The 16,964-nt window shown below is 43.1% G+C and carries 16 protein-coding genes; 1 reads left to right on the top strand and 15 read right to left on the bottom strand.

Going from position 1 to position 16,964, the window contains the following annotated elements; all coding sequences use genetic code 11:
- The 7 genes from iorA to NF859_RS01520 all read right to left on the bottom strand — a co-directional run bounded on the left by iorA (nt 1) and on the right by NF859_RS01520 (nt 7,925).
- A complete protein-coding gene (gene iorA, locus NF859_RS01550; RefSeq protein WP_252742692.1) occupies nt 1-1,884 on the bottom strand; it encodes an indolepyruvate ferredoxin oxidoreductase subunit alpha in 1,884 nt (627 codons plus the stop codon).
- Nucleotides 1,885-1,960: 76 nt separating this feature from the next.
- On the bottom strand, nt 1,961-2,641 hold the full coding sequence (locus NF859_RS01545; protein WP_252742691.1) for a DUF4152 family protein: 681 nt from the start codon (nt 2,639-2,641) through the stop codon (nt 1,961-1,963).
- 5 nt (nt 2,642-2,646) lie between these two features.
- The gene (locus NF859_RS01540) at nt 2,647-3,327 is read right to left on the bottom strand and encodes a diphthine--ammonia ligase (RefSeq protein WP_252742690.1); all 681 of its coding nucleotides are present in this window, start codon (nt 3,325-3,327) and stop codon (nt 2,647-2,649) included.
- A gap of 59 nt (nt 3,328-3,386) precedes the next feature.
- Nucleotides 3,387-4,469 carry an ABC transporter ATP-binding protein gene (locus NF859_RS01535; RefSeq protein ID WP_252742689.1) on the bottom strand — a complete coding sequence of 361 codons (1,083 nt, stop codon included), beginning with the start codon at nt 4,467-4,469 and terminating at the stop codon, nt 3,387-3,389.
- Between the two features lie 6 nt (nt 4,470-4,475).
- Nucleotides 4,476-5,345: a carbohydrate ABC transporter permease gene (locus NF859_RS01530; protein ID WP_252742688.1), complete on the bottom strand. Its 870-nt coding sequence runs from the start codon at nt 5,343-5,345 to the stop codon at nt 4,476-4,478.
- The gene (locus NF859_RS01525) at nt 5,342-6,283 is read right to left on the bottom strand and encodes a carbohydrate ABC transporter permease (RefSeq protein WP_252742687.1); all 942 of its coding nucleotides are present in this window, start codon (nt 6,281-6,283) and stop codon (nt 5,342-5,344) included. Before NF859_RS01525 ends, NF859_RS01530 begins: the two co-directional genes overlap by 4 nt.
- A 10-nt stretch (nt 6,284-6,293) precedes the next feature.
- Nucleotides 6,294-7,925, bottom strand: coding sequence for an ABC transporter substrate-binding protein (locus NF859_RS01520; RefSeq protein ID WP_252742686.1), 1,632 nt, complete (start codon nt 7,923-7,925; stop codon nt 6,294-6,296).
- Nucleotides 7,926-8,164: 239 nt separating this feature from the next.
- On the opposite strand from NF859_RS01520, the gene NF859_RS01515 reads away from it, so the two are divergent.
- Nucleotides 8,165-9,316, top strand: coding sequence for an inositol-3-phosphate synthase (locus NF859_RS01515; RefSeq protein WP_252742685.1), 1,152 nt, complete (start codon nt 8,165-8,167; stop codon nt 9,314-9,316).
- Here the strand turns inward: NF859_RS01515 and NF859_RS01510 are convergent.
- From NF859_RS01510 to NF859_RS01475, 8 genes are read right to left on the bottom strand one after another with little or no spacing between them, the layout of a single operon-like run.
- Nucleotides 9,313-10,539, bottom strand: a complete 1,227-nt coding sequence (locus NF859_RS01510) for an alanyl-tRNA editing protein (RefSeq protein ID WP_252742684.1) — start codon at nt 10,537-10,539, stop codon at nt 9,313-9,315. The genes NF859_RS01515 and NF859_RS01510 overlap by 4 nt on opposite strands.
- Before the next feature lie 44 nt (nt 10,540-10,583).
- Complete coding sequence (locus tag NF859_RS01505) at nt 10,584-11,228, bottom strand: V-type ATP synthase subunit D (RefSeq protein ID WP_004066683.1); 645 nt, start codon at nt 11,226-11,228, stop codon at nt 10,584-10,586.
- A 25-nt stretch (nt 11,229-11,253) separates the two neighbouring features.
- Nucleotides 11,254-12,642: an ATP synthase subunit B gene (locus NF859_RS01500; RefSeq protein ID WP_004066681.1), complete on the bottom strand. Its 1,389-nt coding sequence runs from the start codon at nt 12,640-12,642 to the stop codon at nt 11,254-11,256.
- A gap of 5 nt (nt 12,643-12,647) precedes the next feature.
- Nucleotides 12,648-14,405: an ATP synthase subunit A gene (locus NF859_RS01495; protein ID WP_252742683.1), complete on the bottom strand. Its 1,758-nt coding sequence runs from the start codon at nt 14,403-14,405 to the stop codon at nt 12,648-12,650.
- A gap of 5 nt (nt 14,406-14,410) precedes the next feature.
- Nucleotides 14,411-14,719 carry a V-type ATP synthase subunit F gene (locus NF859_RS01490; RefSeq protein WP_252742682.1) on the bottom strand — a complete coding sequence of 103 codons (309 nt, stop codon included), beginning with the start codon at nt 14,717-14,719 and terminating at the stop codon, nt 14,411-14,413.
- Entirely contained in the window at nt 14,716-15,825 is a 1,110-nt protein-coding gene (locus NF859_RS01485) for a V-type ATP synthase subunit C (RefSeq protein ID WP_252742681.1), read from the bottom strand. The genes NF859_RS01490 and NF859_RS01485 overlap by 4 nt, the downstream gene beginning before the upstream one ends.
- Before the next feature lie 5 nt (nt 15,826-15,830).
- Nucleotides 15,831-16,442, bottom strand: a complete 612-nt coding sequence (locus tag NF859_RS01480) for a V-type ATP synthase subunit E (RefSeq protein WP_252742680.1) — start codon at nt 16,440-16,442, stop codon at nt 15,831-15,833.
- Nucleotides 16,443-16,476: 34 nt separating this feature from the next.
- Nucleotides 16,477-16,962: a V-type ATP synthase subunit K gene (locus tag NF859_RS01475; protein ID WP_252742679.1), complete on the bottom strand. Its 486-nt coding sequence runs from the start codon at nt 16,960-16,962 to the stop codon at nt 16,477-16,479.
- Nucleotides 16,963-16,964: the final 2 nt, after the last annotated feature.

The following is a 16,964-nucleotide window of genomic DNA, read 5'->3' as shown; positions in this document are numbered from 1 at the left end:
TCACCTCTTGCTTGGATAAACTATCGCATCGAAGGGACAGAGCTGCTCGCAAAGCCCACAACCAGTGCAGATGAGGGGGTCAATTTTCATCTTTCCTGTTTCACTATCAAATACGAGTGCTGGACAACCAGTTAATAAAGCACACGCTTTACATCCTGTGCACTGTTCCTCAATGGTCACCGGTATTTCTCCAATCTCTCCCCTTCTAAGTACTGGAATGATGCATTCTCTCCTTGCTATTATCACTGCTGGTCCTTTAACTTGCATTGCCTCTTTTATGGCTTCCTTAGTGGCTTTTAAGTCGTATGGGTCAACAGTTCTTACGTATTTTACTCCAAGCGCTTTTACAAGACCTTCAATATCAATCTCGTTGAACTTTCTTCCCGTCTCACTTCCCCCAGTTCCTGGATGCGGTTGATGTCCGGTCATTGCAGTTGTTCTGTTATCAAGTATCATCACCAACACATCTAAGTCTTTGTAAACTGCATCTACAAGAGGTTGCAGTCCATTGTGGAAAAACGTAGAATCTCCTATAGTGGCTATTATTTTCTTACCCATAGCTATGCTCTGACCATTTGCGAGGCTTATGCTAGCACCCATAACGTATTCAGTCCATATGGCCTCCAATGGCGGAAGTAAAGATAAGGCATAACATCCTATATCCCCGTGGATTGGAAGTTCATCTTTTTTGAACTTTAATTCCCTAAGAGCATCAAGTAACGCCCTATAGGATCCCCTATGTGGACAACCGGGGCACATTGTAGGGGGCCTTGATGGAGCCAAGTTTTCAGCTTCCTCAACTTCTATAGGCTTTATGTATTCTTCTCCTTCCTTACCAAGAAGTTTCAAGAGAGCATTTCTAACTAATCTGGGGGTTAGTTCACCCTCTAAAGGTAGGTGACCAGTGCGTTTGCCATATATAGGGACTCTTACCCCCTCTTCGTAGGCTACTATCTTTACCTCCTCCTCCAAAAACGGTGCCCCATCTTCCACAACTATTGCTTTTTTGACCCCTTTCAAGAACTCAACAACAAGTTTTCTCGGCAGGGGATGGGGAGTTGATATCTTAAGAACCTTAAATTTCTCTCCAAGCTTTGAAACAACTTCCTTCACGTAATTATAGGGCGCTCCCTCAGCTATAATTCCAATTTCACCCTCCCCTTCGATCCAGTTAAATCTCAAGTCCTCAAATTCAGCTTCAATTTCCTTTAGCGTTTTGTTCAGCCATTTATGTCTCTCAAGATTGCCCTTCATAGAAGCTCTTACGTATCTTTGAATGTCTTTCTTAAACTTCGGTTCTCTGTTTAGCTTAATGAACTCTCCTACCTCTACATCGGCGGTTGTGTGGTTCACTCTAGTGGTTGTTCTAAAAATAACTGGCACTTTGTACTTCTCACTCAATTCATATGCATACTTTATCAAATCATGAGCCTCTTGAACATCTGCAGGCTCCAAAACGGGTAGTAAGGCAAATTTTCCATAATATCTATCATCCTGTTCCGTTTGAGAGGTATGCGGCCCAGGGTCATCGGCAACTAAAATAACGAGCCCTCCTTCCACCCCGGAATAGGCGAGACTCATTAGAGGGTCAGCGGCAACGTTAAGCCCAACACACTTCATCGTTACAAGTGCTCTAAGACCCGTATAAGCAACTCCCGCGGCTTCTTCAAGTGCTACTTTCTCATTTGGTGCCCATTCAGCGAAGACCTCAGGGTTTAATCTCGCTATTGTTTCAATAACCTCAGTAGACGGCGTTCCAGGATAGCCGGTTGCAAAAGAGATGCCGCTTTCAAGTGCTCCATATGCGATTGCTTCGTTTCCCATAAGGAGTTTCCTATTTGGTGATCTCGGAACAATTGAGGAGCTTGATTTAGCAATTTCCATGCTCACCACCACAATCTCTTCGTTTTAAGCCTATAAAACTTATAGTTCGAAGAAAAACTGAGAAAATCGAAAATCTTTAGATTTTAACCTCAAAAACCATAAATGTTCTCGCTATAGGGTTCGGATAAACTTGCCATTCGAAATCTTCATTTTCTATAGGTATCTCTCCGTAGAGGCCTCCCTCTCTAGGATCAAGGCTCTTTCCCAATATTCTAATTCCGTCTATCTCGACACTCATGTATCTTGGAAGCCCAATCCTCACAAAGCCTTCCCTCATTGCATACTCAATCCCCCACTTCACGGAATAAATCCCGGCATAAAGCTCTGCTATTCTGACAGCAACACTTTCTTTCCCTATAGCTAAGATTTCAACTCCAGTTTCTTCCCAAAATCTCTTTGCTAATGGTTGTAAATCTTTGCTGAGTTCGTGCCATATAGCTTTTCCTCTATCAGAGATCCTCAATGCATCTATAGTTGGATCGTCGAGTTTTCTGACCTCTATTCCCCCGAGGCTGGAGTCTAAATGAATAACATCCGGCTTTACTTCTCTTGCAAGCTTTAATGTCAGAAAAGCCTCATCCCTCAGCGCTTTCCTTCCACTCAAGTCATAGTCAAAGGGATTAGAGTACTTTACGATGCTCAGTGTTGCTGTTCTGTATGGTTTCTCCACCAAAACAGCTGCAGTTGCGATTAGACCAATTGGATTGTAGTTTTCATCCAATACTGCCCCTCCGGTATCTGCAGAGACTATTCTCATCTCTCTCACCTTTTCGGTTCTAAATGAGCTCTCTTGACTATCAACACCCCTGAACCCGTATAAGCATCCCATATTTTTTCAGTTTCATCAAAAACTATTTTTGCTTTGAAAAATGGTGCGTCTCTAACAAAAGTTTCAAATTCTCCTCCCTCACCGGCAATATGGACTTTATACTTTTCGTTAAGAACCTTTAGCTCTTCAAGGGCTTTTTCGTCTATTTTTCTTCCCAGCCACTTCTCATCCAAACCGTAGGCTGAAACCCCTACTATAACTATGTCAAAGTCCTCCAGAATTAAAGTTCTCATGTATTCTTCGGGATCAGCTTTCCAGAAGGGTGCAAAAAGCTTTATTCCAAGCTCCTCAGCTATTCGTTCAACCCTTTCCTTTTGATATTGGCTCGCTAATGCCCCGGCAACGATTCCATCTATTTTTAACCCCTCAAGAACCCTCTTCAAATCTTCAACTTCTCTCTCCTTCTCACCCTTTGTAAAACCCTTGACGATAGGAATTCCAATAGCTCTTGCTTGGAGTTCTGTGAGATGAACATTTGGAACATGGTACATGTAGCTCTCTTCGCTCTCGGAATGCATTGTGACTAGATACCTAACTTCAAGACCTTTCTTTAATGCCCAGTAAAGGGCATATGTAGAGTCCTTTCCTCCAGAAAAAAGTACTGCAACCCTCATTTTTGACCCTCTTTATGTTTTGAAAATAGTTAAACAGAGCTTTTAAAAAATTTTGGAAATCAAAGATATTCCAGAGCTTTTTCTGTTTTTTTGTCAAAGAGAATTATCCTGTCCTCATTTGGCACTATTGTAACCTTCTCCCCAAATCTAAAGTGCTCTCCTTCTGGAGCAAAAACTTTAACAAAAACGTCACTATCCACTGCTACCGTTACTATCTGCTCCCTTCCCAATGGCTCAAAAGAGTAAACCTCTCCTCTAATGCCTTCTCTTTCGCCCCTCACGATCTCAGCATCATGGGGCCTAAAGCCAAAAAGCACTTCTGTTATGTTAAGTTTCTTGATAATCTCTCTATACTGCTTTGGCACAGGGATTCTGCTCTGGTATATCCTAAGCATCTCTCCCTCCACTTCCGCTTCAACAAAGTTCATAGGGGGACTTCCTAAAAATCCTGCCACAAATTTATACATCGGTTTATAATATACCTCATCCGGTTCTCCAACCTGCAAGATCTTTCCTTCTCGTATAATCGCTATTCTATCAGCCATTGCAAGAGCCTCTGCTTGATCATGGGTAACATAAACGGCAGTAATTCCCAATTCCTTCTGCAACCTCTTAAGTTCTGCTCTAACTTCTAACCTTAAGAGAGCATCCAAATTACTCAAAGGCTCATCAAGTAACAAAACATCGGGTTCTTTAACAAGTGCCCTAGCTATGGCAACCCTCTGCTGCTGACCACCACTGAGCTGCCAGGGGTATCTGTCTAGAAGATGATCTATGTGAAGCATTTTCGCAACTTCCCGGACTTTCTTTTCTATCTCTTCTTTAGGAACCTTTTTGAGCTCAAGGGGAAATGCAATATTTTTGAAAACCTTCATATGTGGATAGAGCGCCCAGTTCTGGAAAACCAAGCCAACATTTCTGTCCTTTGGTGGAACTTCGGTAACATCTCTTCCGTCAAAGTATATCCTTCCAGCTGTAGGTTTGTATATTCCCGCTATTGTATAAAGCAGAGTTGACTTGCCACTTCCAGAGGGGCCAAGCAGAGCCATAAATTCTTTGTCTTCTATTTCCAAGGTTATGTTGTCAAGTGCCGTGAAGTTGCCGAACTTTTTGATTATTCTATCCAGGGTTATCTTAACCATCTCTCCTCACCCCTTTATCCCTCCTGAATAACCTTGGAGAAGCAACTGCTGGGCCGTTAGGAAAAACATGATGGTGGGTAAGAGATACAAAGTCCCAGCAGCAGCTATCAACGGCATGTGCGAGTACTCAGCTTCAATATTCGCCTCTATAAATGTTGCAAGTGTCTGATCAATCAGGAAGGTTCTAACGTAGATTAAATCTTGCCAGCCTGCTAAAAACCCAAACAATGCAACTGCAAGTATTCCAGGTTTTATTAAGGGCAACATTATCTGTCGCCATACTTTTATCCTCGACGCACCATCTATTATCCCCGACCATTCGAACTCCCATGGAATCGTATCAAAGAATCCCTTCATAAGCCAAACAGACATCGGTATCTCAAGCGCTGCCCTAGCAAGAACTACATAAAAGAAGGAGTATAGTCTCACAAAGGAAGGCTCTTGGGGAAAGGTCAACCTGTACAGCAAATAAACACCCACAATCAAAGCAACTCCTGGAAAAGCATGGAGCATGAGGAGGAGAAGCATCATTAATTTTCTTCCCCTGAATTTCATTCTAGAAAGAGAGTACCCGGCAAGCGTGCTGATTAGGGTCACTATCCCAGAAACTCCAAGGGCAACTACAAGGGTATTCAGGGTTATTTTTAAGATATTCTGCCTTATTCCTCCAGTTATTGCCAATCTTCCCTGAAAAACGTTTATCCAGTTTTCAATTGTTGGTCTAAAAGAGCTAAGGCTTAAATTGGTGACCATATCCTTGCTAAAGCTTGAAATAATCAGAAGTGCAAATCCCAGTATGAGCGGGAGACTTGCAAAGAGTATTGTAAGGACTATTATCCACTCACCCCTCTTTGGCCTTGTTTCAACATCTCTCATTCTATATCACCCCTGGGCTCGTGAATCATTTTCTCAAACTGGAGCACTTTTAAGGTAACGAATCCCCCGAGAATGCCAATTATGGAAAGCAACACCGCCGCTGCAGCTGCCAAACCTTGATCCTGCTCTCCTCTTCCAAATGCGGTATTATAAACATAGAGAGCAAGTGTTGTACCGTAGTCCCTGCTCACCAGATCCCACTGAACAAGAAGGAACAAGTGGGGATAGGTTGTTAATAAGCTCAAGAACTGCCAAGTTAATACATACAAAAAGTGCCATTTCATCATTGGAACCAAGATCTTTCTGGAAATCTGCCATGCCGACGCTCCATCAACCCTTGCCGCTATAACGAGTTCCTTTGGTATCTGATTTAAAGCAGAGGTGAATACTATCATACCAAAGCTAACCCCCACAAGACCATTAACAAAGATGATTATGCTCCAAGCTCCCCACGGAACGATTTGACCCCACGGAACGGGTTGAGAGATCACACCAAACTTCATAAGGATGGAATTTAAAGTACCAATATTACTCCCATGAAAGAAGTAGTACCATACCAAGCTGTAAACGGCTATGGGAGACATTCTGGGCAACAACCATAGAAGTCTAATGGCTGAAGCTGAGCTTTCATTTATGAAAAATGTTCCTAAAGCCAAAAGAAGACCTCCAAAGACATTTATAATAAGGGTTATCCCAACAAAAACGATAGTAGTTAAGAGCACAGTTCTCATTAACGGATCATGTTGGAACATATGGAAGAGCCTCTGATAATTGTAAAACCCCACAATCTCGGTCAAGTACCTCTCAATATTCCAGTTTCTCATCTTGGTAAAGCTTATGTAGATCGTGAATATTAAGGGAATCAAATAGAATAACCCAACCATTATAATCATGGGAGAAAGAAAAAAGGAAAGGTTTCGAAGCTTTTCTCCCTTCATAGTTCCCACCTCATGGGAATTTCCAGTCCCTTGGAATTTCTCCCACTACTTCCACGTTTTGGGCTAATTCTGGATCTGCATTGATTTTTTGGATAATGTAGTTAACACCTTCTTCCGGTGTCATTTCTCCTCTCAATACCTTATCCACTGCCTCTTTGAAGATATCAGCCAATGCTGGATACTTTGGATGTGCTGGGGCTAGTTTTGTGTACTCGAGCATATAGCTCACATCGGCGAGGAACTTGGCGTTTATTGGGTGCACTGTGGTGGCAACTATATCCTTTATATTATCCTTGACTTGAGGATCGAGATCAAGGTTGAGGTTCTTGAGATCATTGAGCCATTTCTCATCACTGATCAACTTTGCAGCTTCTTTCCTAACTGGTAGATGGGCACTTATCACACTGTGGATTGCGTTTATGTCGGGATCACTTGCCTTTATTATCATTAAGAATGCTAACTTGTGGTAAAGATCTTTGAGCTCATCGTACTTTGGATTTTGCTGGCCAGCTTTGGAGTTTATCATCCAAACAAACGGCTGGCTTAGAGTTACAGGCTTTAGACCCTTCTCTCCGGCTGGGAACAAAGTATAAGCAAACCAAGCTTGAACTTCCTCTGGTTTCAGCGGTCTTGGAGTGCCTTCTTTTCCATAGTATTCCTTGGTCTGCCATTCTGTCCAATACCATGTACCGCCTATGTCGAAGAGAGTTCTTCCTTCAACTATTGCAGGATGAATCTGCTTTGCCCAGTCCCAGCTCATTATGTCTTTGGGGAGCAATCCATCTTGGGCAAACTTCCACTCTACGTAAAGCCACTTGTAAACCGCTGGAACATCAACCACAAGCTTTCCAGAGTCTTCATTGTACAACTTGCCACCAAAGGCAAAGATGAATTGAATTAGGTCCGGATGTGCGGATCCTTTTCTGTGTATCAATCCCCACTCTACTCCGCTTTCCTTTGCTTTTTTAGCCCAGTAGTAAACATCGCTCCATGTGAATTCTCCGTTCTTAACTTTTTCTTCAATTCCCTCCAAGTTAAAGCCGATTTTTGCCGCAACATCTTTTCTTATGTATAGGGGCCTAGCTTCCGTGTCTTGTGGCAAGCCGTAAAGCTTCCCGTTGAATTTTGATGCCTCAATAAGTGAGGGATAGAAGTCCTCTATCACATTTTTGTATGCGTTTGCATATTCGGTTATATCAAGAATGTAACCCTCGTCTGCAAGGGTCGGTAAGAATGCGTAAGAGTTCACAAAGAAATCCCCAGCTTGTCCTAGGGGCTGTTTGCTGAGATATTCTTGATAGGCATCTTGGAAAGAGGCAACATAGTGTGTATCCGTTATTGTTATCCTCACGTTAACCCCATTTTCTTCCCAAACTTTGTTTATCCTTCTCGCTGCCTCTACAATCCCATAAACTCTCATCACGCTGTTGGGGTCTCCAGACCCCCACGCAGAGAATTTTACTTCACTTACTCCGTTGCTTTCAAGTGCCTTCCCTATTGCTAAAACATCCTTTACAAAGTCTCCAGTTAGCTCAACGCTTGTCGTTTTGGTCTCTGAGGTCTCCTGTGAACCAATGCATCCACTGGCGATCACTCCAAAAAGCACCACCATTGCCAGCAATATCCCCACTTTTCCCTTCACAGCCACCACCTCGAAAAAGCTCTGGGATTCAAGATGCCAAAAGTGGCATAAGCTTATTATAATTGAAGATATGGTAGCAAAGCTACCGGTGATATTTTGGGAGTCAAATTTTATAAACTTTATGTAACTTTAGTCGAGTTTTAGCATGTGCATCACCGAAAGTGTTATATATGGTCATAAAAGATTATAAACCAAAAAATATTTAATACGTGTAAAATAACAATACTGGAGGTGAGAGCATGGTTCGTGTTGTAATACTAGGCCAAGGATACGTAGGGAGCATTTTTGCTCTTGGAGTTGAAAGGATAAAAACAGGAGAGCTTGGCTACTATGGAATTCCACTTCAGAACGAACTCCCAATAAAAGTCGAAGACATAGAAATCGTTGGAAGCTATGATGTTGACAAAAACAAAATTGGCAAGTCTCTATATGAGGTTGTGAAGAACTACTGGGACGACAAAATCCCAGAAGCCCTCAAGAACATAATCGTAAGAAAGGGAATTCATCTCAGAAGCTTAAGAAACCTCCCCATAGAGGCTGAGGGCCTTGAGGATGAAACGAGCCTTAAGGAAGCTGTTGAAAAGCTTGTTGAAGAATGGAAAGAACTTGATGTTGATGTAATTGTCAACGTTTGTACTACAGAAGCCTTTGTTCCGTTCGGAAACAAGGAAGAACTTATAAAAGCCATTGAAAACGACGAGAGAGAAAGATTAACTGCAACTCAAGTTTATGCTTATGCTGCCGCTCTGTACGCAAAGGAAAGAGGGGGGGCTGCTTTCGTAAACGCTATTCCCACACTCATAGCAAACGACCCCGCTTTTGTGGAGCTTGCCAAAGAGAGCAACTTAGTTATTTTTGGTGATGATGGAGCCACAGGAGCAACACCGCTAACAGCTGATATCTTGGCTCACCTAGCTCAGAGAAATAGATACGTTAGAGACATAGCCCAATTCAACATCGGTGGTAACACTGATTTTTTGGCTCTGACAGACAAGGAGAGAAATAAAAGCAAAGAATTCACAAAATCAAGTGTAGTTAAAGACCTCCTCGGCTATGAGGCTCCCCATTACATCAAGCCAACCGGGTTCCTCGAGCCGTTAGGAGACAAAAAATTCATTGCCATGCACATCGAATACGTCAGCTTCAACGGAGCAGTTGATGAGCTTGTGATAACCGGAAGAATCAACGATAGTCCAGCCTTGGCAGGGTTGCTGGTTGATTTAGTAAGATTGGGCAAAATGGCAGTAGAAAGGAAAGAATTTGGAACTGTCTATGAGGTTAACGCCTTCTACATGAAGAACCCGGGGCCAAGAGAAAAAGGCAACATCCCAAGGATAATAGCCCACGAAAAGATGAGAATGTGGGCAGGGCTAAAGCCAAAGTGGCTCTAGCTCTTAAGCTTTTCTTTTAATATCCTCCTTGCAACTTCAAGTACTTCCTCGGGAGTTTTCTTAAAGCCCCCACCCTTTGCTAGAATCTCACTTCCACCGCCACCGCCGCCGACTTCTTTGAGAACTTCTCTGAGGAGTTCATTCATGCGAATGCCTCTCGTGTTTTTGTTCTTTGCAAAGATCACGTAATTTTTTCCAACTGCCAAAACTACTGTGTTAGGGTTCTTATCTACAAGATACACAATAAATGCCTGTGCGTCTTTCATGTCCATTGACTCAATGTAGGAGATTACTTTTATTCCGTCACTCTCATCGGCATTGGAAAGCAATGCCTTGCCTTTCCATTCCCAAAGCTCTCTCCTCAGTTCAACTTTTTCTTTTTCGATGTTTTCGAGCTCTTGTTTTAGTTCTTCAACCCTTTCAATCAGGGGCCTATTCTTGTTGGGCATCTTATCTAGGCTTTCCCAGTAATCTTCCAAGAGCTTGTTTAAGTATATGAGAGCCCTATATCCACAGGCAAACTCTATACGCCAGATGTTCTTGGTTTTTCTGTAGAAATTGAGGACTTTTATGAAGCCAACTTCTCCGGTATTTTTTACGTGAGTTCCTCCACAGGGAATTAGATCAACGTCTCCTATTTTCACCACTCGGATTTTTCCTGATATATCCTTAGGTAGGGATTTTCTAAGAGCGGAACTTACCTCTTCGGGAAGCTCCTCATATTCTTTAACCTCTACGGGAATGTTGGCCCAAACGATTTCATTGGCTTCAAGCTCTGCAGCGAGAATGTGTTGCCACGTTAATTCCTCATCAAAATTGATCTCAATCTTGTTGTATTCCGAGAATATCTGAAATCCAGTGGTATCGCTGTTGTACATCCTTTTCAAGATTGCAGAAAGTATGTGCTGGCCAGTGTGTTGCCTCATGTTTTCGTATCTCCATTCCCAGTCAAGCTCAAGCTTCACTTCCTCCCCTTCCTTTGGAATCCTCCCTTTGAGCTTTCCTTCATGCCAGATTTCATCTTTTCCCTCAACTTTTTCAACTTCAATCCTAAAGCCATCCCCCTTTATTACCCCTCTGTCGCTGGGTTGTCCGCCGCCTTCGGGATAAAATATTGTCTTATCAAGCAATACCCTAATTCTATTCCCTCTAACTTCAACATCCTCAATCTTTGCAGAAGCCTCTCTTAGGTAGGGGTCGATATAGAACAACTTGAACGTCATATGTCTCACCAGAAGAGAATCTCAATAAAAAGATAAAAAGCTAACTAAGCCTGAGCTTTAGCTTCGAGAAGAGCCTTAACTCTCTTCAATCTGAAGAAGTTTTCCCTCTCCATCTCATCCAGATGCTGACTTATGTACTTCACAGTTTCTTTCATTCTTGGAATGATGATATATTCTAGGGCATTAACCCTTCTTTTTGTTTTTTCAATCTCTTTAGCAAGCCTCTTTAGTGTTTCCTCCACTTCTGCTAGCCTTATAGCCAGCTCAAGAACTTCTTCAAATTTTTCCGATGCAATATCCACCTTGGAAGAACTTGAAACAAAAGCATAGCCTCTCTCGCTGGGGTCTCTCTTAAATCCCTCCGCCTCAATTAAAGGCACCGGTACTCCCATGATGTTCCTTCTTTTAATATCTATCTCTTTATTTGGCCTTACACTAAGGGCTATCTCGCTAAGCCTGACAATTCCCGTGTCTATCTCAGCTAATCTAAGCTGTTCAAATGCTTCCGCTATTTTCTGATTGAGTTCCCTTCTCAGTGCCAGAGCCTCATCGTATATTGTGAAGAACTCCATAATAAGGGCATCTTGCTTTTCCTTGAGAATTTTGTGCCCCTTTTCAGCCAGCTTTATCCTTCTCTTTAGTCTCAAAAGCTCCATTCTGGTTGGCTTGACTTTCAGTATTTTCGTCATTTAGCTCACCTCAAAATAAAAGAAGTCAAGAGGAGTGTCTGTATTTTGGATGGTACTTCTCTATGTACTTCCTCTCTACTCTCTTGAGCTCTGACTCCGGCAGTATTGATAGGAGATCCCATCCGAGGTCTAGGGTCTCAAAGATTCCCCTGTCTTCATCGTATCCCTGGGCGACAAACTCTCTCTCGAATCTGTCTGCGAATTCAAGGTACTTTCTATCAGTCTCACTTAGGGCTTCTTCACCTACAACCGCCACAAGGTCTCTAAGACTCCTACCTTCCGCATAAGCCGCATAGAGCTGCTGGCTTAGCTGGGAGTGATCTTCTCTTGTTCTTCCTTTTCCTATACCGTCCTTCATCAATCTGCTAAGGCTTGGGAGCACATCAATTGGTGGGTAAATACCTTTTCTATGAAGGTCTCTGCTCAAAACTATCTGCCCCTCGGTGATATATCCTGTAAGATCCGGAATTGGGTGGGTAATGTCATCGTCGGGCATTGTGAGTATTGGCATCTGAGTTATGCTTCCCTTCCTTCCCCTGACTCTACCAGCTCTCTCATAGATAGTTGCAAGGTCAGTGTACATGTAACCTGGATAACCTCTTCTTCCTGGAACTTCTTCTCTTGCTGCTGAAATTTCACGCAAAGCCTCTGCATAGTTGGTCATATCCGTTAAGATAACCAGAACCTGCATGTCATAGTCAAAAGCTAGATATTCAGCAACGGTAAGAGCCATTCTCGGGGTGATGATACGCTCAATTGCTGGATCGTCTGCAAGGTTAAGGAATAGCACTGCCCTCTCAATTGCTCCGGTCTCTTCAAAGCTCTTCTTGAAGAAGTTTGCCTCTTCATATGTGATACCCATTGCGGCAAATACAACAGCGAACTGCTCCTCTTCACCCAAGACCTTTGCTTGTCTCGCAATCTGAGCGGCGAGCATATTGTGAGGTAAACCACTACCGCTGAATATTGGGAGCTTTTGACCCCTAACAAGGGTGTTCATCCCATCTATTGCTGAGATACCGGTTTGAATGAAGTCTCTTGGATATGCTCTTGCCACAGGGTTCAAAGGAGCTCCGTGAACGTCTCTCCTGTCTTCAGGTATTATTTCAGGCCCACCGTCTATTGGTTCACCAATACCGTTGAATACCCTTCCAAGCATGTCCATTGACACCGGAACTTTGAGCGTTTCTCCTGTGAATCTAACCCTCGTCGTTTTGACGTCGAGGTCTCTTGTCCCCTCAAAAACTTGGACGATAGCTAGGTCTTCTCTCGCCTCTAGCACCTGCCCCTTTCTTTTCTCTCCACCTTCGACTTCTATTTCCACAACTTCCCCGTAGGCTACCCCTTTAACGCCTTGAACTATCATCAAAGGACCGTAAATCTTGCTTATTGTGGAGTATTCCATTCCGGGCATCTTTATCACTCCCCGTATTTCTTAAAGAGCTCCTCAAACTGCTCTTCTGTTTTCTTCATTAGTGAAGCTATTTCCTCAACGTTTGGATTGTACTTCATTCTTCCTATCTCCTCTCTAACAGGAAGCTTTGCAATTTCCTCTACCGGAACTCCCATATCTATTGCCCTCATTGTATAGTGGTAGAAGTTGAGTATAACTTTCATCATTGTTATCTGCTTCTTTGGAGGACAGTACGTGTCAACCTCATGGAAGGCGTCTTGCTGGAGGTAATCCTCTCTGATCATCCTTGCTACTAGAAGGATAGCTCTTTCTCTCTCTGGTAATGCATCTGGGCCCACTATTCTAACTATCTCCTCAAGCTCAGATTCCTTCTGCAGGAGTGCCATTGCCTCATCTCTCATCGCCTTCCATTCTGGGTCAACATTTTTGTGCCACCAGTCTTTTATAGAGTCCACATAGAGAGAATAGCTCGTAAGCCAGTTAATTGCCGGGAAATGCCTCCTCCTTGCCAGATCAGCGTCCAAAGCCCAGAAGACCTTAACGACTCTTAGAGTGTTCTGTACGACAGGATCGCTCAAATCACCACCTGGCGGAGAAACAGCTCCAATAACGCTTACGCTTCCAATTCTACCGTCACTTCCTAACGTTCTAACCCTTCCGGCCCTTTCATAGAATTCGGCTATCTTTGAAGCTAGATAAGCTGGGTAACCTTCTTCACCAGGCATTTCCTCAAGTCTTCCTGAGATTTCTCTCAAAGCTTCGGCCCATCTTGAAGTTGAATCTGCCATTAAAGCTACGTTATAACCCATATCTCTGAAATACTCTGCTATTGTAATTCCCGTATAAATAGAGGCTTCTCTAGCAGCAACGGGCATGTTTGAGGTGTTTGCTATGAGAACGGTTCTCTCCATCAATGGCTTGCCTGTTCTCGGGTCTTTCAGCTTGGGGAACTCTTCAAGAACATCCGTCATCTCGTTTCCTCTCTCGCCACAACCAATGTATACTACAACTTCAGCATCACTCCACTTGGCTAATTGGTGCTGTGTTACCGTCTTTCCACTTCCAAATGGTCCCGGAATTGCAGCGGTTCCTCCTTTTGCCTGAGGGAAGAAAGTATCGATGGTTCTCTGACCAGTAATTAGCGGAACCTCTGGAGGGAGCTTCTCTTTGTATGGTCTTTTAACTCTAACAGGCCATCTTTGGTACATCTTAAGCTCCTTTATCTCCCCGTCTGGGGTTTTAACCTTTGCAATGACTTCTTCTATCGTGTAATCTCCCTCTTCAGCAATCTCTACTATCTCGCCTTCAATCCCGGGCGGTACCATTATTTTGTGCTCTATGATGCTCGTTTCGGGAACAACACCAATTATGTCTCCGCCAACGATCTTATCACCAACTTTCACCTTTGGTGTGAAGTGCCACTTCTTGTCCCTAGGCAACGCTGGAGCGGTAAGTCCTCTTCCTATGAAATCTCCGCTTTTCTCTCTCAAGATTTCTAGAGGTCTCTGTATTCCATCGTAGATTGAGGTTAACAACCCTGGACCAAGCTCAACACTCAAAGAGGCTCCCGTCCCGACAACGGGTTCACCGGGCCTAACACCTGCGGTTTCTTCATAAACTTGGATAACAGCTTTGTCTCCTTCCAGTCTAATTATCTCTCCAATAAGCCCAAGTTCTCCAACTCTAACGACCTCATACATTCTCGAGCCTCTCATCTCATCAGCCACAACTAACGGTCCGGTAACTCTAATTATCCTTCCCATGTTTTTCACCTCTTTATCTCTACACCTATGGCTTTTCTAACGATTTCCCTCAATTGTTCCTCACCATAGAGTGATCCATACTTATCAGGAATTTGAAGGATTATCGGGAAAGTCACGTCAGGAATTTCAACTTTTTGTGCCAGTCGTTCTGTTATCAGAATTACACCAACATCTTCCCTTTCTATAAGCTCTTTTAGCTTATTTTTTGCTCTTTCTAACTCATGCATAGTTTCTCCAAATGAGTACGCTTCGTGAACTCCTGCAAGTCTAAAACCGAGTGTAGTGTCCTTATCTCCAAGAACCACTATTTTCATGGCAGTTCACCTATTACTTTCTTTATGGTTTCTGGCTTTACACCGTCCTCTATTAGCTTTGCTACTGCCTTGAGCTTCCGTATTTCACTTTCTTTTTGGAGAATATAGCTTAAGGGCACTGCAATACTCAATGGATAGAATCTCGTCAGCTCCGCCATTCTTTGAAGTATGTACCTATCAAATGCTCTCTCAAATGCTGAAATGTCCTCCAGTATCTCTTCTCTGTGCTCCCTTATTATCCCCGAGTACTCTGTGGAGTCTAACTCTGCCAGAACCATCTCGACATCTTCCATGTTTGCAAGAGCCTCAAGGGTCTTCCTCTTGATCTTGCCTCCAGGTATCAGAGAATTTTTAAGTTTATCAGCCCCTAGCCCATGTGCCTTTCCTCTAAGTATCGTGCTTAGGTTTATCTTGTCGATTTTTAGGCTCACGAACTCCTGCAGAATTGTCTTTTCCTCATCTTTTCTTGTCGCTGCATATTTGGAGAGCTTCAGATAGTGGTTTTTGTAAAGTTCTGTTTCAAACTCCTCTGGTGTTATCTCCTTTAGTAAGAACTTTTGATAAGCCCCCTCATATTCTGTCCCTTCCAGTATAACGAGTATTTCCTCAAAGCTCTTTGCATCAGCAATGGCCTTCACTTTTTCAACCATTGTGCCAATTTCGTTTATGTAATCCCTAGCAACTTCTCCCCTTAGCTTTGCTTTAACAGAAGAAGTTATGTTCCTAACGTCCCATTCTTCAAGGAGAAGTTTGAAGAACTCTCTTGTCCTCTTGGGGAGGATTTTAAAGAAAAGTCCATATGTGTCTGTCAAAGCTTTGTCAAGGGCTCTATCTATACTTTCGGAGTTCAAAGCCGGGAGAGATGTTAAATACGGCTTGTAATCTGTGTCCTCTAGGTTCATGATAAAGTTATTCGGGGTCTTTGATTCCGCTAACTCGTTGAACTTCTGCTCTGTGAAAAGCCTCGCCTCCATTGCCCTGATTCTAGCGTTTGGGTATGAATATGGGGTGTACTTCCACAAAATTTGTCCGGTTTTGTAGGCTACCCATGTAAATATGACCGCCAAACTTGTGTCAAGAATTGCTGTTATGGTGCTAACTTCCACATTCCTCACCTAAACAGGGTTTTTGCTATTATAGAACGAAGATCACTTTGAAATCTCTCCATTCTTGCCTCAAATGTGTTGTCTATTCTTATGCTCCTATCGGAGTTGTATATTACAACTCCCCCGATGGTCTCTATTGGTGTTCCTATGTCTATTTCAACGTCCTTTCCGAGTCTCTCTTTTGCCTCCTTCTTAATGTCTTCCAAGTGTTTTTCCAATAGAGCGAGAGTCTCTTTATTTGAAGCTACTATCACCTTCCCTTCTCCCAGTTCTTCGATTCCCTGAATAATTAACTCTTTGAGGACTTCAAGGTATTCTTCTTCCGATATTGAGGTTAGCCTTTCCTTTAATGCTTTCAAAACCTCATTAATTAACTCCTCTTGAAGTGCAAGCTTCTTCCTTCTAACTTCAAGCTTTGCATTAGCGATTATTCTCTGCTTCTCAAGTTCTGCCTGTGTTTGGGCCTTTCTAATTATCCACTCAGCTTTTGCTTTTGCTCTTTTTTCAGCCTCCTTTCTAAGTTCTTCTGCCTTTTTTTCTGCCTCTTCTAGGATGTACTTTATTTTCAGCTCTGCCTCCCTGTTGATCTCTTCGATAATTAGCTTTGCTCCTTCCATTGAGGATTCCTCCTGGTAATAATAGGGAGAAGGCTCAGAAGCCAACTCCCGTAATTATGAGGATCAAAGCCCCAACGAGACCAAAGATTGCCATTGTCTCGGCCATAGCGGCAAATATAATCGCTTGGGTGAATGTCTTGGGGTTCTTTGAAACTGCTCCAATTCCAGCTGAAGCTATTATACCCTGGGGAATTGCTGAGAGACCGGTTAGTCCAACGGTTAAACCTGCTCCCAAAAGAATGGCTGCTTTAATGAGGTTTTCTGTGGTAGTTTCGGCGAACTTAAATCCTCCTCCAAGTATACCTGACACGAGAGCAATTAGGAACAGGGTTATTAACCCATAAATACTCTGAGTCATTGGGAGACCTTGTAATACCAGTGCATTTCTAAAGTTCTTCTCATCCTCTGCAACTGCTCCTGCTGCCGCAGCTCCAGCAATTCCAACACCAAATGAAGAGGCTGCTCCAGCTATACCTGCCGCAAGTGCGGCACCCAATGCAACGTAAACTATTGGCTCCATTT

Origin of the sequence: Thermococcus alcaliphilus (assembly GCF_024054535.1) — an archaeon.
Classification (GTDB): Archaea; Methanobacteriota_B; Thermococci; order Thermococcales; family Thermococcaceae; genus Thermococcus_A; species Thermococcus_A alcaliphilus.
Note: the sequence above shows the minus strand (reverse complement) of the source record. Positions and strands in the feature narration are given on the sequence as shown.